This window comes from Streptomyces sp. NRRL S-378 (assembly GCF_000720645.1).
Classification (GTDB): domain Bacteria; phylum Actinomycetota; class Actinomycetes; order Streptomycetales; family Streptomycetaceae; genus Streptomyces.
The window spans coordinates 162,865-185,844 of sequence record NZ_JOBX01000003.1 but is presented as its reverse complement, the minus strand read 5'-3'; the positions used below and the strand labels follow the sequence as shown (position 1 = coordinate 185,844).

Sequence of the window (22,980 nt, the reverse complement as noted above, 5' to 3'; positions counted from 1 at the left end):
AAGGAGATACACATGACGTTTCTGATCACCGGTGGCGCCGGTTACATCGGCGCGCACGTCGTCCGCGCGATGCTGCTCGCGGGAGAGAAGGTCGTGGTCCTCGACGACCTGTCCACGGGCAACGAGGACCGCGTCCCGGAGGGCGTCCCGCTGGTGGTCGGTTCCGTCCTGGACCGGCTGGTGCTGGAGAAGACCATCCGCGAGCACAAGATCACGGGCGTGGTGCACCTGGCGGGCAAGAAGCAGGTCGGCGAGTCCGTCGAGAAGCCGCTGTACTACTACCACGAGAACGTCCAGGGCCTCACGGTCCTGCTCCAGGCCGTGGCCGACGCGGGCGTGCGCAACTTCCTCTTCTCCTCCTCCGCCTCCGTGTACGGCATGCCCGACGTGGACCTGGTCACCGAGGACACCCCGTGCGCGCCGCTGAGCCCGTACGGCGAGACCAAGCTGGCCGGCGAGTGGCTGGTCCGCGCCGCGGGCAAGGCGCACGGCATCTCCACCGCCTGCCTGCGCTACTTCAACGTGGCGGGCGCCGCGACCCCGGAGCTCGCGGACACCGGCGTCTTCAACCTGGTGCCGATGGTCTTCGAGCGGTACGACGCCGGCGAGGGCGCCAAGATCTTCGGTGACGACTACCCCACGCCGGACGGCACCTGCATCCGCGACTACATCCACGTCGAGGACCTGGCGGAGGCCCACGTGGCGGCCGCCCGCAAGCTGGCCGAGTGGGCCGCGGCCGAGGACTACAAGGACCTCACCGTCAACATCGGGCGCGGCGAGGGCGTCTCGGTCGCCGAGATGGTCGAGCTCCTGAACAAGGGCACCGGGCACGACCGCGCCCCGGTGATCAGCCCGCGCCGCCCCGGCGACCCGGCGAAGGTCGTGGCCTCCGCCGACCGGATCAACGCCGTGCTCGGCTGGAAGGCCCGCCACGACGTCAGCGAGATGGTCACCTCCGCCTGGGCCGGCTGGGAGGCCAACAAGGTCGCCCGCAAGGACGCGCACCGCGACGTCCACAAGGCCTGACGGGTACCACCCGCCGTACGGCGAAGCCGCCCGCCCCGGAGATGTCCGGGACGGGCGGCTTCGCCGTGTCACGTGAGGGGTGCCCTCAGCGCTCCAGGAAGGAGAACAGCTCCTCCCACCGGTCGGTGATCTCGGTGCTGGAGTAGCGCTTCACCGAACGGAAGGCGTTGTCCCCGAGCCGGTCGCGCAGCTCGCGGTCGGACATCAGGGCGTGCAGGTGTCCGGCGAGCTCCATCGTGTTGCCCAGCCTGGCCAGCAGGCCGTCCTCGCCGTGCTCGACGATCTCCCGTACGCCCGGCGCGCAGTCGAAGGCGGCCGGAGCCACGCCCGCCGCCATCGCCTCGAGCAGCGTGATCGGGAAGCCCTCGGCGCGCGAGGCCTGCGCGAACACCGAGGCCTCGCGCAGCGCCCCCAGCACGTCGTCGGTGCTGCCCATCCATTCGACACTGTCGTCGAGACCGAGCGCGGTGCAGTGCGCCCGCAGCGCCGCCTCCTCCACGCCCGCGCCGTAGATCCGCAGGACCCAGTCGGGGTGGTGCGGGGCGGCGTCCGCCCACGCGTCGAGCAGCAGGTCGACGCCCTTCTCGAAGGCGAGGCGGCCGACGCTCGCCACGACCTTCCCGGTGCGCGGAGCGGGGGTGGCGGGCATGAAGGGGATCGGGTTCGGCATGCTGCCGACGTTCTCCATGCCCGCACGGATCCACAGGTCGGCGTCCTCGGCGGTCAGCACCAGCAGCCGGTCGACCTCCGGGTAGTACCGCCGGACCCGCTCGCCGCGGGTGGACTTCTGGCTGGCCTCGAACGACTCGTGGCTCATGCCGATGACGGACAGCCCCTTGGTGTCGGCGAGCGCCACCCACTCCATCGCCCAGACCTGGGTGACGATGACGACCCCGCCCGGACGGGCCCCGCGCAGCAGCTCGCTCAGCCGGTCCGCCTTGACCCGCATCTGCGCCCGACGGGCCGCCTGGCGGCGCCGCTCGGGCGCGTTCAGCCGGCCCTTGATGCCGCGCAGCCGGCGCGCCGACGGCGGGTGGGCCTCGTACAGCGTGGTCGTCGCGTAGGGCAGGTCCTGCGGCAGCTTCTGCCGGATCTCCTCGGCGACCGGCGCGATGCCGACGATGTGCACCCGGTGCCCGCGGTCGGTGAACTGCCGGGCCATCTGGTGCGACCAGGTGGTCACGCCGCCGATCTCGTCGACGCTGTTGGAGACGATGAAGATGTCCCGGCTCACTTGCCGCTCCCGGTGAAGAACTTCTCGACGATCTGGCGGGCCGCGTCCCCGCGGTCGTACTCGCCGAACTCGGTGAGGAAACGCTGCCGCGCCTCCGCGTACTTGGCGTCCGCCTCCTCGAAGGCCGCCAGCGCCTGAAGGAGTTCGTCGGCGGTCGCCACCACCGGGCCCGGAGCCTTCTCCTTCAGGTCGAAGTACGTGCCGCGGATGTCGGTGGCGTACTTCTCGTAGTCGTACGCGAAGAACACCATCGGCCGGTCCAGGACCGCGTAGTCGAACATCACGGACGAGTAGTCGGTGATCAGCCCGTCGGCGAGGGCCAGCAGCGGGGTGATGTCGTGGTGCCGTGACACGTCGACGACCCGGCCGGCGACCGACGGCGGCAGCGAGACGCTGTTGAGGTAGTGGGTCCGCACCAGCAGCGTGAAGCGGTCGCCGAGCCGGTCCGCGAACTCCTCCACGTCGAAGGGGAAGGTGAAGCCCTCCACCGCGCCGTCCGCGCCCGCCCGGAAGGTCGGCGCGTACAGCAGCACCTTCTTGTCCGGGTCGATGCCGAGTTCCGTGGCGAGGGCGCCGCGGACCCGCTCGCCGCTGTCCACCTCGGCCCGGTGCGCCTCGACGAGGGCGTCGTTGCGCGGGTAGCCCGTGCGCAGCAGGACCTCGTCGCGCAGCCGGAAGCCCTTGGCGAGGGTGCGGGCGTCGTGTTCGGAGCGGATCAGGAAGTGGTCGAAGCGGTCGACGGCAGCCTGGAACCGGGCCTGCCCGGCCCGTCCCTGCGCCTTGGTGCGGGGCTCGTGGAAGCCCATCCGCTTGAGCGCGGAGCCGTGCCAGGTCTGGATGTACGTGGTGCCCGGGCGCTTGGCGAGGGCCAGCGGGAAGCCCTGGTTGTCGACCCAGAACTCGGCCTGGGCCAGGGCGCGCAGGTACTGCCAGCTCCAGCGCTTGACCAGGGTGGCCTCCTTCGGGAAGCCGGTGGGCCTGGCGCCCGCGTACGACCAGATCGCCTCGAAGGGCACGCCCTGGCGGACCATCTCCTCGTAGACGGCCTTCGGGCTGTCGCTGTACTGCTTGCCCATGTGGCTCTCGAAGACGACCGTGCCCTTCTTGATCGGCAGCTTCGAGAAGACCTCGTGGTAGATCTTCACCTTCTGCTCGCCGGAGCCCATGTTGCGGCGGGCCCGCAGCGCCTTGCGCAGGCCCCGCTTGACCACGCCGGCCGCCTTGCCCTGTATGGCGTTGTTGATCAGCGACTGGGTGCGGACGGCGGCGGCGCCCTCGGCGGTCAGGACGTAGGACAGGTTGCCCTTCTTGGTCATCTCCGCCGTGAAGCGGTCGGAGACCAGACGGGTCAGCCGCGGCCGGACGCGCAGCCGGGCCGCCGAGTCAAGGTCGAGTCCGCCGACCGAGACCCGGGTGATGATCCTCTCGCCGCCTGCGGTCAGCTTGAGGCGGACGTCCCAGACGGCGTCGATGATGCCGAGGGGCCGGACGGTGCCGCCGATGTCGGCGGTGGTGCGCCACTCGATCGTGTCACCTGCGTGTCGCATGGTTGCCACGGGGAAGCTGAAGGAGCGCACGCCGACCTGGCGGCGGGCCCGGAGCTCCAGCGTTGCCTTCAGCTCGGCGTCGTCGGCGATGCGGCCCAGCGGGTTCACCACGGTGCCGGACAGCGTGACGGTGCCGCGGCCGTCGTCCTCGTAGGAGGTGAGGCGGTTGCCCAGGGTGAGGGAGGGGAGCGGGGTGGTGTGGAAGCCCTGCTCGGTGACGTCCAGTATCCGGCGGGCCTCGTCGGCGTCGGGGCCGTCGATGTGCTGCGCGCACCAGTAGACGCGGCCGTCGCGCTCGGCGAGCGGGGAGGTCAGCCGACCCTTGTTGATCATGGCGTCGGCGGCCGGGAGCAGGTTGTCCCAGTCCTCCTTGCCCAGCAGGTACGCACAGATGGCCTGGAGGTGGGTGACGTGCTCGTACGCCTCCGGGTCGATGCCGGCGAGGTAGCCGTTGGCGAGGCCCGCGAACTCCTGGCGGTACTCGTCGCTCAGCAGCGGCAGGTCGCGCAGGTGCAGGACCAGGTCGTGCTTGAGGAACTTGGCGTCCTTCGCGGACTTGATGTCGGTGTGGCCCTTGGCCGCCAGCAGCTCGTCGACGCGCCGGTGGATCTCCATCCGGTGGACGAAGTTCGCGATCTCGTGGCGCCGGTTGCTGATCGACTTGGCCGCGGCCTTCTCGACCACGTTCCAGAAGTACACGTGGTTGGGGATCAGGGTGATCCGCCGGGCCGCCACGTACGCCTGCGCGGAGAACAGCAGGTCCTCGTAGTGGATGCCGACCGGGAACTCCAGGCCCTGCTCCAGCAGGAACGCGCGCCGGTAGCACTTGTTGGTGGAGAGGGTGTCGTAGACCAGCAGGTCCGGGAACTCGGTGATCGACTCCAGCGTGCGGGTGCGCGAGTAGATCCAGGGGTACCACTCGGTGGTCTTGCCCCACCGGTTGTCGAGGTGCACGCGTACGCACATGCCCGAGACCAGGTCGGAGCCGGTCCGCTCGGCGGCGGCCAGCATGTTGCGGCAGGCGTTGCGCTCCAGCACGTCGTCGCTGTCCAGGAACATCACGTACGTTCCGGTGGCCTGCTGGATGCCGTGGTTGCGCGGCGCACCGCAGCCGCCGCTGTTCTGCGGCAGCTGGAAGGCGCGCACCCTCCCCGGGTGCGCGGACTCGAGTTCCTGGGCGACCGCGAAGGAGCGGTCCTGGCTGCAGTCGTCGACGATCACGACCTCGACGCCCTGAAGTGTCTGGTCGAGAACCGACTGGACTGCTGTCGACAGACGCTCTGCGTCGTTGTAGACGATGACGACCACGGAGACGTCGGGCACGTGCACCTCGATCCCTTCGTTTCATTCCGCTCATTCCGCTTATCCCGTCAAAGCTACCGTGTGCCGCCCTCGGCTCAGGCAGGGCGACTCTCGGTCGCCCCTCGCCGTGCATACTTCTAAGGAAGAGGTGAGAGGCGGGTCCGGTCGCCGACAATCACCCGTTCGGATCCAGCAGGAAGTGTTCATGACCAAGCTGTCCGTAGTTGTCCCCTGCTACAACGAAGAAGCCGTCATCGACCGGTTCGACCTGGAGATCCGCAAGGTCCTGGACGCCCTCCCCGTCGAGTACGAGGTCTGCTACGTCGACGACGGAAGCCGCGACGGGACCCTCGACAAGCTCCGGAAGATCGCCGCGGAACACGGCGAACAGACCCGCTACGTCTCCTTCAGCCGCAATTTCGGCAAGGAGGCCGGCATGCTCGCCGGCCTGCGCGAGGCCACCGGCGACGCCGTCGTGATCATGGACGCCGACCTGCAGCACCCGCCGGAGCTCATCGCGACCATGCTGGAGCACTACCGGCAGGGCCACGACCAGATCATCGCCCGCCGCACGCGCGAGGGCGACAAGAAGGTGCGCTCCGCGCTCAGCCGCCTCTACTACCGGGGCGTCAACCGCTGGGTCGACGTGGAGCTCACCGACGGCGTCGGCGACTTCCGGATGCTGTCGCGCCCGGCCGTGGACGCCCTGCTGTCCCTGCCGGAGTACAACCGTTTCTCCAAGGGCCTGTTCTCCTGGATCGGCTTCGACACCGTCCACTTCGACTACCGCAACGCGCAGCGCGAGGCCGGCGAGACCAAGTGGAAGTTCGGCTCCCTGCTCAACTACGGCATGGACGGCCTGATCTCCTTCAACAACCGGCCGCTGCGGATCGGGATCTGGTTCGGCGTGTCGCTGGTCGCCCTGACCGGGCTGTACGCGCTGTGGATCACGATCATGGCGATCACCAACGGCGTGGACTCCCCGGGCTACGTCACCCTGGTGGCCATCATCACGGGCCTGGGCGGCGTGCAGCTGATCATGCTGGGCCTGGTCGGCGAGTACATCGGGCGCATCTACTACGAGACCAAGCGCCGGCCGCACTTCCTGGTGAAGGAGTCGCACGGCTCCGAACCCCTGCCGAGGGCCGCGGGCACCACCCCGGCGGCGGAGCCGACGATCGTGGAGCGCAGCGCCCGATGACCCGCAAGGAGCAGCTCGGCCAGGTATTCCGTTTCGCCCTCGTGGGCGGCGTCAACACCGGCACCTTCTTCGGCATCTACCTGCTCCTGCACCCGTGGATGCCGTACTTCGCCGCCTACTCGCTCGCCTTCGTGCTGGCCATGGTCGGCTCGTTCTTCATGAACACCTACTTCACCTACCGGACCCGGCCGACCTGGAAGAAGTTCCTGCTCTTCCCGCTGACGAACGTGACCAACTACGTCATCCAGTCCGCCGGCCTGTACGCCCTGGTGACCTGGGCCGGAATGGACACCCGGATCGCCCCGCTGGTCGCGGCGATCGTGGCCATCCCGTTCACCTTCCTGCTGTCCCGCAAGATCCTCGTGCCCGGCGCCGCCCGGGCCGCCGAGGAGGACGAGCGCCAGGGGCGGGCCAGGACCTCGTCCACGGTCTGAAACCCCTGAGCGGCTCCCGTCCGCCACCCCGTAGATTGAGGTGGCAGGCATTGACGGCAAGGGGCAAGGGGAAGAACGTGTCAGCGGCTAGGCAAGGTGTCGTGGACGCCCGCAGGATCGTGGTCAAGGTCGGCTCCTCCTCCCTGACCACCGCAGCCGGCGGACTCGACGCCGACCGGGTGGACGCGCTCGTCGACGTCCTGGCCAAGGCCCGCAGCGGCGGTGAGAAGGAGATCGTCCTGGTCTCCAGCGGAGCCATCGCCGCCGGACTCTCCCCGCTCGGCCTGCGCCGCCGCCCCAAGGACCTGGCCCGCCAGCAGGCCGCCGCCAGCGTCGGGCAGGGTCTGCTCGTCGCCCGCTACACCGCCTCCTTCGCGCGCTACGGCCTGCGCGTCGGCCAGGTGCTGCTCACCACCGACGACACCAGCCGGCGCGCCCACTACCGCAACGCGTACCGCACCCTCGACCAGCTGCTGGCCATGGGCGCCCTCCCGGTCGTCAACGAGAACGACACCGTCGCCACGGACGAGATCCGCTTCGGCGACAACGACCGGCTGGCCGCCCTCGTCGCCCACCTCGTCCGCGCGGACCTCCTGGTCCTGCTCTCCGACGTCGACGGCCTCTACGACGGCGACCCGTCCCAGCCCGGCACCACCCGCATCGAGGAGGTCCGCGGGCCCGAGGACATCGCGCACGTCTCCATCGGCAGCGCGGGCAAGGCGGGCGTGGGCACCGGCGGCATGGTCACCAAGGTCGAGGCGGCCCGGATCGCGGCCGCCGCCGGGATCCCGGTGGTGCTCACCTCCGCCAGCCAGGCCGCCGACGCCCTGGCGGGCCGGGGGACCGGCACCTTCTTCCACGCCACCGGGCGCCGCTCCGCCGACCGGCTGCTCTGGCTCCAGCACGCCTCGACCCCGCAGGGCCACCTGGTCCTCGACGACGGCGCGGTCAGGGCGGTCACCCAGCGCGGCAGCTCGCTGCTGCCCGCGGGCATCGCGGCCGTCGAGGGCGACTTCGTGGCCGGGGACCCGGTGGAGCTGCGCTCCGCCGACGGCCGCCCCGTGGCCCGGGGGCTCGTCAACTTCGACGCCAAGGAGCTCCCGCAGCTCCTCGGCCGCTCCACTCGCGAGCTCGCACGGGAACTCGGACCCGCGTACGAGCGGGAGGTCGTCCACCGTGACGATCTGGTCCTGCTCCAGGGCTGAGGTTCGGCAAAACCGCAGCGCGGCCGCCCGGGGACTGGTCAACTGTGAGGGGCGGAGCAGGCGGACACGCGTAGCGGAGACAGGAGGCGGCTGGTGAGACGAGCGCTGACCAGCGTCGGTCCGGGGGACGGTGACGGCGGCGGCCACGAGCACGAACAGGACCAGGCCTCGCGCCTGTGGCACGTCACCCTGAGCGTCTCCGGCAAGCCGGCCCCGCTGTCCGAGGTCCGGCGGGGACTGGAGCAACTGGCCCATGACCACCCGTTCCTCCTGACCAGCCGGTACGCCGACGACCACGCGGAGATCCGCTACTGGGAAGAGGCCCGCGACCTCCACGACGCGGCGGCGGTGGCCCTGCGCCTGTGGGGCGAGCACCGCTCCTCGGCGCAGCTGCCGCCGTGGGAGATCGTCGGCCTGGAGGTCATCGACCGCCCCACCTACCACCTGCGCGTCGCGGAGGGCTACGGCCCGCCCCCGGCCCACCCGGTGGGCGTCCACCCGTACTGACCTCGGAGCCCCGGCCCTTCCAGCCCTGCGTTTGAGGCGCGGGGGCTATGGGGCGGAGCCCCGGGCGGCTCCCCAGCCCGGGCGATGGAGGCGCGGGCTCCGGGGGCGGAGCCACGGGAAACGGAGAAAGGGCGGCGCGGGGAGACGGCTCCGCGCAGCGGCGTCCCCCGGAGTCCCGTCTCGCGGGATGGAAGCTCCGTCGGCCGGGCACGGGCAGGGGCTTACCCTGGCGACATGACCTCGCTCGACGACGCCACCGTCACCTCGCCCGTCCTGGCCACCGCGCACCGCGCCCGGACCGCCGCCGCGGCCATCGCCCCACTCCCGCGGTCCGCCAAGGACACGGCCCTGCTGGCGATCGCGGACGCGCTGGAGGCCCGTACCGCCGAGATCATCGCGGCCAACACCGTGGACACGGACAAGGCCCGCACGGCCGGCACGAGCGAGACCGTCATCGACCGCCTCACCCTGACCCCGGAGCGGATCGCCGCCATCGCCTCCGACGTACGGGACGTCGCCGCCCTCCCCGACCCCGTCGGCGAGGTCGTCCGCGGCAGCACCCTGCCCAACGGCATCGACCTGCGGCAGATCCGCGTCCCCCTCGGGGTCGTCGGCATCATCTACGAGGCCCGCCCCAACGTCACCGTCGACGCCGCGGCGCTCTGCCTCAAGTCCGGCAACGCCGTCCTCCTGCGCGGCAGCTCCTCCGCCTACGCCTCCAACACCGCCCTCGTCGCCATCCTCCGCGACGCCGTCGAGAGCACCGGGCTGCCCGCCGACGCGATCCAGCTCGTCCCCGGCGAGTCCCGCGACTCCGTCCGCGAGCTGATGCGCGCCCGCGGCGTTGTCGACGTCCTCATCCCGCGCGGCGGTGCCTCCCTCATCAGGACCGTGGTCGAGGAGTCCACCGTCCCGGTCATCGAGACCGGTACCGGCAACTGCCACGTCTACGTCGACGCCCAGGCCGACCTCGACATGGCCGTGGACATCCTCATCAACTCCAAGGCGCAGCGACCCTCCGTCTGCAACGCCGCCGAGACCCTCCTGGTCCACCGCGAGATCGCCGACGCCTTCCTGCCGCGCGCCCTCGACGCGCTCGCCGACGCCGGCGTCACCGTCCACGGCGACCCGGCCGTCCTGGCAGCCGCCGAGGGCACCAAGGCCACCGCCCTCCCCGCCACCGACGAGGACTGGGCCGCCGAGTACCTCTCCTACGACATCGCCGCGGCCGTCGTGGACTCCCTCGACGAGGCCGTCACCCACATCCGCCGCTGGACCTCCGGCCACACCGAGGCGATCGTCACCACCTCACAGGCCGCCGCCCGCCGCTTCACCCAGCTGGTCGACTCCACCACCGTCGCCGTGAATGCATCCACCCGGTTCACCGACGGTGGCCAGTTCGGTTTCGGTGCCGAGATCGGCATCTCCACGCAGAAGCTGCACGCCCGGGGCCCGATGGGGCTTCCCGAGCTCACCTCCACCAAGTACATCGTCACCGGCGACGGTCACGTTCGGTAGTCCCTCCGCCCACCCCGGGTGGCCGGAATTCGGCGTACACCCTGCCCAACGGTGCCCCCCAGGTCTACGCTGTTCCCGTGCCGGACGACGTGGGGGGCAAGCCGTTCCCGGACGACGGGGAGCCCGACGACGACCGCGGAGGCGCGGAAGAGTACTTCGCCTCCGTGGTGTTCGACGAGGACTTCGTCCGGAACGCCGAGATCCATGAACCGAGCGCCGCCGAGCGCCAGCGGGCGGCCGACCGGGCGCGCGCGGAGGCGGAAGCCGCCCGTGCCGTCCCCGGCGGCTGGACGGGCGACGACGACCACGACGGCTACGGCTACGGCCACCCCGACGGGTACGACGCCGACGAGTACGGCTGGGAGCACGGCGGCGACCACGAGCGGGGCCACGGCCACCCCGACGGCCCGTACGGGGCCTACGGCGGCAGCCTGCGTCCCTACCGGGGCCGCGCACCGTGGCTGCGCCCGGTCGCCTGGGTGCTCGCCTTCGTGATGGGCCTCGGCATGGTCGCGCTCGCCTTCAGTGCCGTCTACCGCAGTGCCGCGGGCGAAGCGGACCCCGCTCCCGCACCCGCCAGCACCCCCAGGCGTGAAGTCACCGGCGTCGGCGCGTTTACGTACCCCTCAGTACGCCAACCCTGAAGGTACGACCCCACTCGCGTCCGCCGGAGCTGGGGGCTTCTCTGAAGCGGGAACAGCGGGGAGAAGCGATGGCCGTGCCAGGAGATCCACCCAACGGCGCCCCCGACGGCACCGGCGGGGGCGACGACGACTTCCGGTCGGACGAGTTCCGGTCGGACGAGTACCGGTCCGTGGTGTTCGACGAGGAGTTCGTCCGTGCTGCCCGGCTCCAGGAGTACTCCGCCCAGGAACGCATGGGCGAGCACGCCCGGGCCGTGCGCAGCCGGTCCATATGGTCCAGCGGCTCCGCGCCCCGGACCAGCACCCCCGGCCGCGGCGCCCGGCAGGGCATGCTGCTCGTGCTGCTCATCGCCACGGCCTTCGCCGTCGCCGTCTACCTGGGGCTGCGCAACCCCTACCTGCCCCCGCCCGGCGGGCCCGCCCAGGCGCTCACCAGCACCGTGGTGCCGCTCGCGCCGGCCGCGGCCGTGCCCGGCGGGCTGCCGCCCGAGCTGTTCGCGAAGAGCCCCGCCGCCGACTACCGGGTCGGCGCGGCCGGCATCACCCTGCCCGCGGTGCGCCGCACGCACCACTTCACCGACGTCCAGGTCGTCACCGCGCTGTCCATCGCCAAGGACTACCTGGTGCAGTCCTCGCTGGACCCCGACGTCCTGGCCGGATCCGCCACCCGGCCCGTGCGCGTGCTGCTCGATCCCGACCAGCTGGCGCAGTTCGACCGCAGCATGACCTCGCCCTCCGGCGACGGCCGGCACGCGGTCACCGGCTGGCTGGTCCGCTTCGATCCCGCCGCCGTCATGGCCGACTCCCGGGTCCGGGTGAGCGGCACCCTCGCCTTCGAGGAGGTGGCCCAGGACGTCCTGGAGGTCACCACCGATCACACCTTCGTGTACGCCGTACGGCCGGCCACCGGGGCCCCGTCGGCGGCCGAGGGCGCGTCGCTCTTCACCGTCCGGCGCGAGCTGCGGATGCGCTTCGACCGCTACGACCTGAGCGCCCGCCGGCTGGAGCTGGCATCGGCCTATGTGATGGCCGGACCGCAGGACTGCTCCGCCGACCCGGCCGGGGGCTTCCGCCCGCTCCTGGCCGGGGCCGGCCCCACCACCGTGGGACCGGCCGCGAGCGACCCGTACGCCAGCGGCCATCCCCGGCGCTCGGCCGGGCTGTGCGGCGTACTGGCCCCCTCCGCGACTCCGGGCGCCCCGGTCAGCCCCGCCCCGTAGCGCCGCCCTTGCCCTCGGAGGCCGCGTCCGCGCCGGAGCCGCCTGCGGCGCCGGCGCCGGTGAACTTGTCACGGAGCCTGCCGCCCATGTCGGCCGCCCCGCCCGCGATGTCGCCCACCAGCTTGAACAGCGGGTCCTTGCTGGTGCGCACCGAGTCCGCGTAGTGCGCGGCCGACTCCCGGAAGGAGTCCGTGACCGAGGTGTCCTTGTCCTCTTCGCGGCGCGGGTAGTGGCCGTCCATGATCCGCTGGTAGTCCCGGCTCTGCGACCACTTCTTCAGCTCGGCCGCCCGGACCGTGGTGAAGGGGTGCGTGCGCGGCAGCATGTTGAGGATCTTCAGCACGGAATCCCGCAGGTCGCCGCCCTTCTCGTACTCGTCGGCCTGCTCCAGGAAGGCGTCCACGTTCATCTCGTGGAGGTGGTTGCCGCCCGCCAGCTTCATCAGGCCGCGCATCGAGGCCGTCACGTCCTGCCCCACCAGCAGTCCGGCCCGGTCGGCCGAGAGCTCCGACTTGCGGAACCACTCCCGCAGCGCGGTCACGAGCGTCATGATCGCCACGTTGCCCAGCGGGATCCACGCGACCTTGAGCGCCAGGTTCGTCAGGAACAGCAGGATCGTGCGGTACACCGAGTGCCCCGACAGCGCGTGACCCACCTCGTGGCCGACCACCGCCCGCATCTCCTCCTCGTCGAGCAGCTCGACGAGGCTCGTGGTCACCACGATGATCGGCTCGTCCAGCCCGATGCACATGGCATTGGGCCGCGGGTCCTGCTGCACGTACATCTGCGGGACCTTCTCCAGGTCCAGGATGTAACAGGCGTCGCGGAGCATCGCGTGCAGGTGCGGGAACTGCGTCTCGCCCACCCGCACCGAGTCCGACAGGAACAGCAGCCGCAGGCTCCGCTCCGGGAGGAGGCCGCTGAGGGCCTTGAAGACCGTGTCGAAGCCGCTCAGCTTGCGCAGCGCCACCAGGGCCGAACGGTCCGCCGGGTGTTCGTACGCCCGCGAGGAGATACCGGGGAACCTCCTGCGGTCCCGCGCCGGTACTTTCTCGAAACCCGTCTCCGTCATTGCGCCCTCCCCTGATTGACCTGCCAGACCATGCGTCTATCCTCTCCAACGCCTGAGTCGGCGCGAGCGTGCCCCGGGCACCCGCATACGATGTGAGCGAAGTCTCCGCCCGCTCCCCGACTCGATAGGTACCTGCCTGATGAGCCTCTCCTCCACCGCCCACAACCTGGTCGTCCTCGCCTCGGAGGGGGCCGAGCAGCACGGCGGCAACCACGACAGCCTCAACCCCTACGTGACCGGCGGCGCCGCCTTCATCATCCTGATGCTGATGCTCTGGGTCACCACGCGCCTGAACCGCGACCGCTAGTCGGACCGGTCCGCCGGGCCAGTAGGCTCTGCGCTCATGGGAGAGCAGGAGACGCCTACCGGTCCGGTCAAGCGCCGGCTCGGCGTGATGGGCGGGACATTCGACCCGATCCACCACGGACACCTGGTGGCCGCCAGCGAGGTGGCCGCCCTGTTCCACCTCGACGAGGTGGTGTTCGTGCCGACGGGCGAGCCGTGGCAGAAGTCCCAGCGGGCCGTCTCGCCCGCCGAGGACCGCTACCTGATGACGGTCATCGCCACGGCGTCGAACCCGCAGTTCTCGGTGAGCCGCATCGACATCGACCGCGGCGGGCCGACCTACACGATCGACACCCTGCGGGACCTGAAGGCGCTGAACGACGACGCCGACCTGTTCTTCATCACGGGCGCCGACGCGCTCGCCCAGATCCTGACCTGGCGGAACGCCGACGAGCTCTTCTCGCTCGCCCACTTCATCGGAGTCACCCGGCCGGGCCACGTGCTCACCGACGACGGGCTCCCCGAGGGCGGCGTCTCCCTGGTCGAGGTGCCCGCACTGGCGATCTCGTCCACGGACTGCCGCGCGCGGGTCGCCCAGGGGGATCCCGTCTGGTACCTGGTGCCGGACGGCGTGGTGCGCTACATCGACAAGCGTGAGCTGTACCGGGGAGCCTGAGCTTCCGGAGAGAGGGGCCCCGCGGTGAACGACCGACAGGATCCGTACGACCCGTACGCCGCCCACGAGCAGCAGCTCATCGGCTACGACGCGTACGGGCGGCCGGTGTACGGCCAGGCGCCCGCGCAGTCCGCCCCCCAGTACGAGCAGCAGGGCTACGGCTACGACTACCAGGACTACGGCCGGCAGCAGCAGCCGCAGCAGTACTACCAGCAGCAGCCGGCGGCCCAGGAGTACGGGCAGCAGGAGTACACCCAGGCGCCCTCCTACGGGTACGGCGCGCAGCAGAGCCCCCAGCAGGCCCCGCAGCAGACGCAGCAGCAGGCCCAGCAGTGGATCCCGCAGCAGACGGCGCCCCAGCCGGCGGCAGCCGAGCAGCCCGCCTCCCCGGCGGGCCGGCCGGCCGCCCAGGTCCCCGAGCCGCGCCGGCCCGAGGGCGGGTCCGAGGCGGGGCGGGACTACCGCACCGAGATGTTCGCCTTCATCGACCAGCCGGACGAGGACTCCGAGGACGTCATCGACTGGCTCAAGTTCACCGAGAGCCGCACCGAACGCCGCGAGGAGGCCCGCCGCCGCGGCCGCAACCGGGTGGTCGCGCTCATCGTCGTCCTGGCGGTGTTCGTCGTCGCAGGCCTCGGCTACCTCTGGTACGCGGGCAAGCTGCCGTTCCTCGACGGTCCCGGCGGGAAGAAGACCGCCGCCACCGCGGACGCCGGGGCGCAGAAGCGCGACATGATCGTCGTACACCTGCACAACACCAAGAAGGGCGGCACCTCCTCGGCGCTGCTCGTCGACAACGTCACCACCCAGCAGGGCGCCACCGTCCTGCTGCCGAACACCCTCGCCCTCACCGGCCAGGACGGGACCGTCACGGCACTCGGCAAGGCGGTCGGGGAGGGCGGTCTGGGCACCCGCGAGGCCCTCGACTCCGTGCTCGGCACCCGCATCGGCGGCACCTGGCGCCTGGACACACCTTTCCTGGAGAACCTGGTCGAGCTGGTCGGCGGCATCGAGGCCGACACCGACACCGCGGTCCCGGCCGACGACGCGGCCAGGACCCCGGCCGTGGCCCAGGGCCAGAAGCAGAGCCTGAGCGGCCCGATGGCCGTCGCGTACGCCACGTACCGCGCCCAGGGCGAACCGGAGGCCAAGCAGCTGGAGCGCACGGGCAAGGTGCTCCACGCGGTCCTGCGCAAGTTCCCCAGCGACCCGAAGGCGGGGGCGGTCACGGTCGAGAGCATCGGCCAGATCCTCGATCCCGCACTGAACGCGCAGACCCTGGGAACGATGCTGTCCAAGCTCGGCGCGCACGCCAAGGTGGGTGCGTACCGCACCGACCTCATCGCGGTGAAGCCGGACGGGACGCTCACGGACGACGCCAACAAGAAGGTCGTCAAGGAGGTGCTCGGCGGCTCCGCCGGCGCGGCGCAGCCCGGCGCCACCCCGCGCGTCGGTCTCAAGGACGCCTCCGGCGACGAGAAGACGCAGGTCGCGGCCAAGGCGGCGCTGATGAACGGCGGCTACGCCTTCGTGGACGGCGGCAAGGCCGACAAGACCGCGTCCGCCTCGCAGATCACCTACCAGGACGACGCCCAGCGCGACCGAGCGATCGAGGTCGCCAAGACGCTGGGGCTGCCGGAGACGGTCGTGAAGAAGGCCGAGAACGTCGTGAACGCCGACGTCGTGGTGATCCTCGGGAAGGACTACAAGGCCCCCTGACCGGGCCGCGGCCCGGCCGGCAGGGGTGTTCGCGCCCGCGCGGAACGTTCTGCGCGGGCGTCGTCGGCGGCACATGAGACCCTTGTAAGGATCTGCCCGCCAACCCGAAAGCATGGCCAGTGACCGCCACGGACCGCTCCATCGAGCTCATCACCACCGCTGCCCAGGCCGCGGCCGACCGGCTCGCGCACGACATCATCGCGTACGACGTCAGCGACGTGCTGTCGATCACCGACGCCTTCCTGCTCGCCTCGGCGCCCAACGACCGTCAGGTCAAGTCGATCGTCGACGAGATCGAGGAGCGCCTGCAGAAGGAGCTCGGCGCCAAGCCGGTGCGCCGGGAGGGCGACCGCGACGCCCGCTGGATCCTGCTCGACTACGTCGACATCGTCGTCCACGTCCAGCACAGCGAGGAGCGGGTCTTCTACGCGCTGGAGCGCCTGTGGAAGGACTGCCCCGAGATCGAGCTCCCCGAGGACGCCAAGCTCACCATCGGCAAGGCCGAGGAGCACGCCAAGCTGCGCGAGGCGGCGGGCGACGACGACCTGGACGGTGATCTGTTCTGAGCACGACCACCTCGGGCCGCTCCGGCCGGAAGATCGTCCTCTGGCGGCACGGCCAGACCTCGTGGAACCTGGAGCGGCGCTTCCAGGGCTCGACGGACATCGAGCTGACCGAGACGGGCCTGGCGCAGGCGCGCCGCTCGGCGCGGCTGCTCGCCTCGCTGAAGCCGGACGCCATCGTCGCGTCCGACCTGAAGCGTGCCGCTGCCACCGCGGCCGAGCTGGCCGCGGTCACGGGCCTGCCCGTGACGCACAGCGAGGCGCTGCGCGAGACGTACGCCGGCGACTGGCAGGGCCTGACGCACGAGGAGATCGTCGAGAAGTACGGCGAGCAGTACGCGGCGTGGAAGCGCGGCGAGCCGGTGCGCAGGGGCGGCGGTGAGCTGGAGACCGAGGTCGCCGACCGCGCCGGGCCCGTGGTGATGGACCACACCGACCGGCTGCCGGAGAACGGCACCCTCGTCGTGGTCAGCCACGGCGGCACCATCCGTACGACCATCGGCCGCCTGCTGGGCCTGGAGCCGCACTCCTGGGAGAGCCTGGGCGGGCTCTCCAACTGCTGCTGGTCCGTCCTCGGCGAGGGCGCACGCGGCTGGCGCCTGCTGGAGCACAACGCCGGCACCCTGCCGGAACCGGTGCTCGGCGACGACGACTGAACGGGCTCCCTGCCGCTTCCCACCGGGGCTCCGACCCGGATTTCACTTTCCGGCTGGTCACAGGCTAGAGTTCTTCTTGTTCGCAGCGAAGAACACCGGAGACGGGGGAAGCGCAGCGGAGAGCGGGGCTATAGCTCAGTTGGTAGAGCGCCTGCATGGCATGCAGGAGGTCAGGAGTTCAATTCTCCTTAGCTCCACAATCAGGATCCCGTCCCCAAGTGGGGGCGGGATCCTTGTTTTTGTACCCTTTGCGTTTGCTGACCTGGCCCGCACCGGCGTGGCAGAATCGGACGGCCGGAGGGGGAGTCGACGGCCCGACGCGGGAGGGAGTCGCGAACGGATGGGTGCACACCGGCGCCGGTGCGACTGGTGCAACAACGGGACGCCGATCGTGCGGGACATGGACCCGGTCAACCCCGACTACCAGTACTGGTGCGAGGAATGCGCGCGGGCGCTGATCATAAAAGGCGACCCGATCGAGACGTACCGGGAGCTGGAAGGGGAGCCGATCTACGGACGGCTGCTCGATGAGCACTGCACGCTCAAGCGGTTCTACCAGTTCGCGAGAGCGTGACAGATCGTCGCAAACCGGACATGGCCCGGGGTTGGTGGAAACCGATTTTTGGACCAGGGCCATGACCGTGTAATGTTTGGGACGTCGCCAAGGGGGACCAGCAAGGGAAACCGAAGCGGCAAGCAGGACAAGGGGCTATAGCTCAGTTGGTAGAGCGCCTGCATGGCATGCAGGAGGTCAGGAGTTCAATTCTCCTTAGCTCCACAGTCAAGAAGCGGGCCACCCGGATCGGGTGGCCCGCTTCTCGTTGTGTCACCGGGTGGAACGGCCGAGCGTCGGCGGGGGCCGCTGCGGTACCCTGACGCCATGCGTGCCGTACGCCTCCTGCTTACCGAGCCGCGCTGATCAGTACCGACTTCGAAACGGTCGGCCTCGGCGCGGCGCCCCCTCCTGTGTGAGGGGTTTTTTCGTTTGGACAGCAGAGACGGCAGAGACGATCGATGGAGCTTCAGGAATCATGAGCGAGACGAACACCCCGGCCCCCGAGGCGGCCGAGGCGCACCGTTACACGGCTGCCATGGCCGCCGACATCGAGGCACGCTGGCAGGACGTCTGGGACGCGCAGGGCACCTACGAGGCCCCGAACCCGACCGGTGACCTGGCCGGGGACCCGGCGGTCGTCGCGCGGCCCAAGAAGTTCATCATGGACATGTTCCCGTACCCGTCCGGTGCGGGCCTGCACGTCGGTCACCCGCTCGGGTACATCGCCACCGACGTGTACGCCCGCCACCAGCGGATGACCGGCCACAACGTCCTGCACACCCTGGGATTCGACGCCTTCGGCCTGCCGGCCGAGCAGTACGCCGTGCAGACCGGCACGCACCCGCGCGTGTCGACCGAGGCGAACATCGAGAACATGAAGATCCAGCTGCGCCGGCTGGGCCTGGGCCACGACAAGCGCCGGTCGTTCGCCACGATCGACCCGGACTACTACAAGTGGACCCAGTGGATCTTCCTGCAGATCTACAACTCCTGGTACGACGCGGACGCGAAGAAGGCCCGGCCGATCGCCGAGCTGGTCGCCGCCTTCGAGGACGGCTCCCGTGAGGTCCCCGGCGGCCGCGCCTGGGCCGGCCTGACCGCGGCCGAGCGGGCCGACGTGCTGAACGGCTTCCGGCTGGCCTACTCCTCCGACGCGCCCGTCAACTGGTGCCCCGGGCTGGGCACCGTACTGGCCAACGAGGAGGTCACCGCCGACGGCCGCTCCGAGCGCGGCAACTTCCCGGTCTTCAAGTCCAAGCTGAGCCAGTGGAACATGCGGATCACCGCGTACGCCGACCGGCTGCTGGACGACCTGGACGCGCTGGACTGGCCCGAGGCCATCAAGCTGCAGCAGCGCAACTGGATCGGCCGCAGCGAGGGCGCGCGCGTCGACTTCGCGCTGGGCGACGAGGCCATCACCGTCTTCACCACCCGCCCGGACACGCTGTTCGGCGCCACGTACATGGTGCTGGCGCCCGAGCACCCGCTGGTCGAGAAGTTCATCCCGGCCGCCTGGCCCGAGGGCACCCACGACGTGTGGACGGGCGGCCACGCCACCCCGGCCGAGGCCGTCACCGCCTACCGCAAGCAGGCCGCCTCGAAGTCGGACGTCGAGCGCCAGGCCGAGGCCAAGGACAAGACCGGTGTCTTCACCGGCGAGTACGCGGTCAACCCGGTCAGCGGCGACAAGGTCCCGGTCTTCATCGCCGACTACGTCCTGATGGGCTACGGCACTGGCGCGATCATGGCCGTTCCGGCCCACGACAGCCGGGACTTCGAGTTCGCGCGCGCCTTCGAGCTGCCGATGCGCTGCGTCGTGCAGCCGTCGGACGGCCGCGGCACCGACCCGGCCGAGTGGGACGACGCTTTCGCCTCGTACGACGCGAAGCTGATCAACTCCACGGGCGAGGGCATCTCGCTGGACGGCCTGGGCGTCGTCGAGGCGAAGGCCGCGATCACCGAGTGGCTGACCGAGCGCGGCATCGGTGAGGGGACGGTCAACTTCCGTCTGCGCGACTGGCTGTTCAGCCGCCAGCGGTACTGGGGCGAGCCCTTCCCGATCGTCTACGACGAGGACGGCGTCGCGCACCCCCTGCCCGAGTCGATGCTGCCGCTGGAGCTGCCGGAGGTCGAGGACTACTCGCCGCGCACCTTCGAGCCGGACGACGCGGACTCGCAGCCGGAGACCCCGCTGTCGCGCAAGGCCGACTGGGTCAACGTCGAGCTGGACCTGGGCGACGGCGTGAAGTCCTACCGGCGCGAGACCAACACCATGCCCAACTGGGCCGGTTCCTGCTGGTACGAGCTGCGCTACCTGGACCCGAACAACACCTCCGCGCTGGTCGACCCGGAGATCGAGCAGTACTGGATGGGCCCCCGCGAGGGCGCTCCGCACGGCGGTGTCGACCTGTACGTGGGCGGCGCCGAGCACGCGGTGCTGCACCTGCTGTACGCCCGCTTCTGGTCGAAGGTGCTGTTCGACCTGGGCCACGTGTCGTCGGCGGAGCCGTTCCACAAGCTGTTCAACCAGGGCATGATCCAGGCGTACGCCTACACCGACGAGCGCGGTGTGTACGTCCCGGCGGCCGAGGTCGAGGAGCGCGACGGTGCGTACTTCTACCAGGGCAAGCAGGTCAAGCGCGAGCACGGCAAGATGGGCAAGTCCCTGAAGAACGCCGTCACGCCCGACGAGATCTGCGAGGAGTACGGCGCCGACACGCTGCGCCTGTACGAGATGGCGATGGGCCCGCTGGACGTCTCCCGTCCGTGGGACACGCGCGCCGTGGTCGGCCAGTACCGGCTGCTGCAGCGCCTGTGGCGCAACATCGTGGACGAGGAGACCGGCGCGGTCACCGTCGTCGACGCCGAGCCCGCCGAGGACACCCTGCGCGCGCTGCACAAGGCCATCGACGGGGCGGGGGCCGATCTGGCGGGGCTGCGGTTCAACACCGCCATCGCCAAGATCACCGAGCTGAACAACACCCTGACGAAGGCGGGACGCCCGCTGGAGCGCTCCGTCGCCGAGCGGCTGGTCCTGCTGGTCGCCCCGCTGGCCCCGCACATCGCGGAGGAGCTGTGGCACCGGCTGGGCCACCGCGAGTCGGTGGTCCACCAGGACTTCCCCGTAGCGGACCCGGCGTACGTCGTGGACGAGACCGTGACGTGCGTGGTGCAGGTCAAGGGCAAGGTCAAGGCGCGCCTGGAGGTCCCGCCGACGATCACCGACGCCGACCTGGAGCAGCTGGCCGTGACCGACGCCGGTGTCGTCGCGGCGCTGGGCGGTGCGGAGATCCGCAAGGTGATCGTGCGCGCGCCTAAGCTGGTGAACATCGTGATCTGAGCCGCCGGAAGGCGCCACCCCTGAGTAGGGGAGATCCCGTACGGGCAGGTTGGGGGTTCGAATGGAACCCCTGGCCTGCCCGAGGCGTTTACCGTGGAGGGGAAGAGCCGACGCCTGGGGAAAGGGGCCGTTATGGAGGCCGCGTTGATCATCTTCGCGCTGATGTTGCTGATGGTCGTGGGCCTCGGCGCGTACCTCACGGTCAAGGCGGTGGGCGCGGCCAAGCGAGGTGTGGAGCGCACCGTCGTACAGGCGCGGCGCACGGTGGAGGACACCACGCTGCGCGCCAAGAGCTTCGGCCAGGTCGGAGTGGCGGGTGCGCTGGCGCAGCTGCGGCTCGACCTGCGGACGTCGATGCGCGCCACCCAGCAGGCACTGGCGGACGGGGCCCGGACGGACGCCTCGCTGCGGGAGTCCCTCGCGCTGTTCGAGCGGCTGAGCGCCCACGGGCACGAGCTCGACGGGGAGCTGAAGCGACTGGAGCAGGAGCCCGACAAGCAGCGCACGGCACAGCTCCTGCCGGACCTGCGGGAGCGCGCGGCCCAGATCATCCAGGCGGCGGACTCGCTGCGGTGGGCCGCCCGCGACCGGGCACGGCGCTTCGCGGAGGACGACCTGTCGCTGCTGTCGGAGCAGATCGAGATGGAGTCGGGCGCGCTGCGCGACTGGTCCAGCGAGCCGGTGGACGACCTGGCGGCGGCGGCCGCCGAGTGGGACGCGGCCCAGACCGCGCCGGCCCCGTCACCGACCACGACCTCGAAGCCGACCTCGAACCCGGCCTCGAAGCCTGCGCCCACGCCCCCGCCGGCGGCCGTGAACCCGCCGACACCGACGATGCAGTACCCCTGGCAGAAGGCCCCCCGCCCGGAAAGCGCCGGCTGAACGGGACCACTGCCCACGCCGGGGCCCCGGGAGAGCAGGGTCCGGGGACACACAACCCCTGAGGGTCCGGCGCGGCGCCCCGCGCACGGGGCGCTGCCCCGCGCGGAGGCCGGGGCAGGGTCCCGGGAGCGTTGCCCCGGGCTGGAGCCCCCGTTTCGGGAAGGGGCGCGGGAGAGCCCCGCAGGGGCCCCGACGAGAGCCGCCCGCCACGCGCTGCGTAGGCTCCTGCCCGCCCCCGGCGCCGGCCGTCACGGGCCGCCCCCGCGCCGGTGGGGGCCCCGGCTGCCGTCGCACCCCCGCGAGCGGTAACCTCCGCCTCATGTCCCGCCATGTCGCCATCGTCACCGATTCCACGGCCTACCTGCCCCGACCGGCCATGGCACGGCACGGAATCACCTCCGTCCCGCTCACCGTGGTGCTCGGCGGGGAGGCGCTCGAGGAAGGCACGGAGATCTCGGCGCGCAGCCTGGCCCTCGCCCTGCAGAAGCGCCGCTCGGTCACCACGTCCCGCCCCGGCCCCGAGGAGTTCGTACGGGCCTACCGGGCCGCCGCCGACGCCGGGGCGACCGGCATCGTCAGCCTGCACCTGTCCGCCGAGTTCTCGGGGACCTACGACGCCGCCGTGGTGGCCGCCAGGACCGCGCCCGTGCCCGTACGCGTCGTGGACACCGGCATGGTCGCGATGGCCCTCGGCTTCTGCGCGCTCGCCGCGGCCGAGGTCGCCGAGGCGGGCGGCGCCGTGGACGAGGCCGTGGCCGCGGCCGAGAAGCGGGCGGCGGACATGGCCGCCTACTTCTACGTCGACACCCTCGACTACCTGCGCCGCGGCGGCCGGATCGGGGCCGCGCAGGCCCTGCTCGGCTCGGCCCTGGCGGTGAAGCCGCTGCTGACCCTGGACGGCGGGCGGATCGAGATGCTGGAGAAGGTGCGCACGGCCTCCAAGGCCATCGCCCGCCTGGAGGAGCTGGCGGTCGAGCGCGCCGGTTCCGCCGACGTGGACGTGGCGGTGCACCACCTCGCGGCACCGGAGCGGGCCGAGAAGCTCGCGGAGCGGCTCCGCGAGCGGATCCCCGGCCTGGTCGAGCTGCACGTCAGCGAGGTCGGCGCGGTGATCGGCGCGCACACCGGGCCGGGGCTCCTCGCGGCGGTCGTCTCGCCCCGCTGATCACCGGAACGGGTGGCCCGGTTATCCACAACGGGGCGGTCGTCCACCGGAATTGAAGGGTCCGCACGGCGGTCGGGATCTGTCCCTACGGTCGTGCCATGACTCTTCGAACGCGTGCTTCCCGCACTTCCCGTACGTTCCGTCCGTCGGGTGCCACCAGTGGCCCGGGCCGTTCCCGCCTGTCCGACAGCCGCCTGCGCCACGGCGGTGGCCCGGGCAGGCGCCGCC

At 71.1% G+C, this 22,980-nt stretch carries 20 protein-coding genes and 2 tRNA genes; 19 read left to right on the top strand and 3 right to left on the bottom strand.

Going from position 1 to position 22,980, the window contains the following annotated elements; genetic code table 11:
* The first annotated feature begins 12 nt into the window (after positions 1 to 12).
* A complete protein-coding gene (galE, locus tag IH80_RS0103995; protein ID WP_030957720.1) occupies positions 13 to 1,026 on the top strand; it encodes a UDP-glucose 4-epimerase GalE in 1,014 nt (337 codons plus the stop codon).
* 85 nt (positions 1,027 to 1,111) lie between these two features.
* Here the strand turns inward: galE and IH80_RS0103990 are convergent, their stop codons facing one another.
* Together IH80_RS0103990 and IH80_RS0103985 are read right to left on the bottom strand one after the other, a co-directional pair.
* Positions 1,112 to 2,260 (bottom strand): glycosyltransferase, encoded by a 1,149-nt coding sequence (locus IH80_RS0103990; protein ID WP_030957719.1) that lies wholly within the window; start codon positions 2,258 to 2,260, stop codon positions 1,112 to 1,114.
* Positions 2,257 to 5,136 carry a bifunctional glycosyltransferase/CDP-glycerol:glycerophosphate glycerophosphotransferase gene (locus IH80_RS0103985; protein ID WP_030957717.1) on the bottom strand — a complete coding sequence of 960 codons (2,880 nt, stop codon included), beginning with the start codon at positions 5,134 to 5,136 and terminating at the stop codon, positions 2,257 to 2,259. Before IH80_RS0103985 ends, IH80_RS0103990 begins: the two co-directional genes overlap by 4 nt.
* Before the next feature lie 178 nt (positions 5,137 to 5,314).
* Between IH80_RS0103985 and IH80_RS0103980 the strand changes: the two genes are divergently transcribed.
* From IH80_RS0103980 to IH80_RS0103950, 7 genes are all read left to right on the top strand, one after another.
* A complete protein-coding gene (locus IH80_RS0103980) occupies positions 5,315 to 6,310 on the top strand; it encodes a glycosyltransferase family 2 protein (RefSeq protein WP_030957715.1) in 996 nt (331 codons plus the stop codon).
* Complete coding sequence (locus IH80_RS0103975; RefSeq protein ID WP_030957713.1) at positions 6,307 to 6,744, top strand: GtrA family protein; 438 nt, start codon at positions 6,307 to 6,309, stop codon at positions 6,742 to 6,744. The genes IH80_RS0103980 and IH80_RS0103975 overlap by 4 nt, the downstream gene beginning before the upstream one ends.
* Before the next feature lie 77 nt (positions 6,745 to 6,821).
* On the top strand, positions 6,822 to 7,949 hold the full coding sequence (gene proB / locus IH80_RS0103970; RefSeq protein ID WP_030957711.1) for a glutamate 5-kinase: 1,128 nt from the start codon (positions 6,822 to 6,824) through the stop codon (positions 7,947 to 7,949).
* Between the two features lie 105 nt (positions 7,950 to 8,054).
* Complete coding sequence (locus tag IH80_RS38810; RefSeq protein WP_386390950.1) at positions 8,055 to 8,456, top strand: hypothetical protein; 402 nt, start codon at positions 8,055 to 8,057, stop codon at positions 8,454 to 8,456.
* Positions 8,457 to 8,690: 234 nt separating this feature from the next.
* Positions 8,691 to 9,974 (top strand): glutamate-5-semialdehyde dehydrogenase, encoded by a 1,284-nt coding sequence (locus tag IH80_RS0103960; RefSeq protein ID WP_030957709.1) that lies wholly within the window; start codon positions 8,691 to 8,693, stop codon positions 9,972 to 9,974.
* Between the two features lie 77 nt (positions 9,975 to 10,051).
* Positions 10,052 to 10,618, top strand: a complete 567-nt coding sequence (locus tag IH80_RS0103955) for a hypothetical protein (protein ID WP_030957707.1) — start codon at positions 10,052 to 10,054, stop codon at positions 10,616 to 10,618.
* A gap of 68 nt (positions 10,619 to 10,686) precedes the next feature.
* Positions 10,687 to 11,838 carry a hypothetical protein gene (locus IH80_RS0103950; RefSeq protein ID WP_030957704.1) on the top strand — a complete coding sequence of 384 codons (1,152 nt, stop codon included), beginning with the start codon at positions 10,687 to 10,689 and terminating at the stop codon, positions 11,836 to 11,838.
* On the opposite strand, the gene IH80_RS0103945 is transcribed toward IH80_RS0103950, so the two are convergent.
* Positions 11,822 to 12,910, bottom strand: a complete 1,089-nt coding sequence (locus IH80_RS0103945; RefSeq protein WP_030957702.1) for a M48 family metallopeptidase — start codon at positions 12,908 to 12,910, stop codon at positions 11,822 to 11,824. The two genes, IH80_RS0103950 and IH80_RS0103945, sit on opposite strands and share 17 nt — an antisense overlap.
* 139 nt (positions 12,911 to 13,049) lie before the next feature.
* On the opposite strand from IH80_RS0103945, the gene IH80_RS45260 reads away from it, so the two are divergent.
* The 11 genes from IH80_RS45260 (at position 13,050) to IH80_RS0103890 (ending at position 22,752) form a co-directional block, all read left to right on the top strand.
* Positions 13,050 to 13,217, top strand: a complete 168-nt coding sequence (locus tag IH80_RS45260) for a hypothetical protein (RefSeq protein WP_037661433.1) — start codon at positions 13,050 to 13,052, stop codon at positions 13,215 to 13,217.
* 36 nt (positions 13,218 to 13,253) lie between these two features.
* Positions 13,254 to 13,871 carry a nicotinate-nucleotide adenylyltransferase gene (gene nadD, locus IH80_RS0103935; protein WP_030760999.1) on the top strand — a complete coding sequence of 206 codons (618 nt, stop codon included), beginning with the start codon at positions 13,254 to 13,256 and terminating at the stop codon, positions 13,869 to 13,871.
* A 24-nt stretch (positions 13,872 to 13,895) separates the two neighbouring features.
* Positions 13,896 to 15,590, top strand: coding sequence for an LCP family protein (locus tag IH80_RS0103930; RefSeq protein WP_030957701.1), 1,695 nt, complete (start codon positions 13,896 to 13,898; stop codon positions 15,588 to 15,590).
* A 119-nt stretch (positions 15,591 to 15,709) separates the two neighbouring features.
* A complete protein-coding gene (gene rsfS / locus IH80_RS0103925) occupies positions 15,710 to 16,156 on the top strand; it encodes a ribosome silencing factor (protein WP_030027741.1) in 447 nt (148 codons plus the stop codon).
* Positions 16,153 to 16,809 carry a histidine phosphatase family protein gene (locus tag IH80_RS0103920; RefSeq protein ID WP_030957700.1) on the top strand — a complete coding sequence of 219 codons (657 nt, stop codon included), beginning with the start codon at positions 16,153 to 16,155 and terminating at the stop codon, positions 16,807 to 16,809. The genes rsfS and IH80_RS0103920 overlap by 4 nt, the downstream gene beginning before the upstream one ends.
* A 124-nt stretch (positions 16,810 to 16,933) precedes the next feature.
* Positions 16,934 to 17,006, top strand: a tRNA-Ala gene (locus IH80_RS0103915).
* A 143-nt stretch (positions 17,007 to 17,149) separates the two neighbouring features.
* Positions 17,150 to 17,383 carry a hypothetical protein gene (locus IH80_RS0103910; RefSeq protein ID WP_008738908.1) on the top strand — a complete coding sequence of 78 codons (234 nt, stop codon included), beginning with the start codon at positions 17,150 to 17,152 and terminating at the stop codon, positions 17,381 to 17,383.
* A gap of 131 nt (positions 17,384 to 17,514) precedes the next feature.
* Positions 17,515 to 17,587, top strand: a tRNA-Ala gene (locus IH80_RS0103905).
* Positions 17,588 to 17,840: 253 nt separating this feature from the next.
* A complete protein-coding gene (leuS, locus tag IH80_RS0103900) occupies positions 17,841 to 20,705 on the top strand; it encodes a leucine--tRNA ligase (protein ID WP_030957698.1) in 2,865 nt (954 codons plus the stop codon).
* Between the two features lie 132 nt (positions 20,706 to 20,837).
* Entirely contained in the window at positions 20,838 to 21,587 is a 750-nt protein-coding gene (locus tag IH80_RS0103895; RefSeq protein WP_030957697.1) for a hypothetical protein, read from the top strand.
* Positions 21,588 to 21,906: 319 nt separating this feature from the next.
* Positions 21,907 to 22,752 carry a DegV family protein gene (locus tag IH80_RS0103890; RefSeq protein WP_030957696.1) on the top strand — a complete coding sequence of 282 codons (846 nt, stop codon included), beginning with the start codon at positions 21,907 to 21,909 and terminating at the stop codon, positions 22,750 to 22,752.
* Positions 22,753 to 22,980 lie beyond the last annotated feature (228 nt).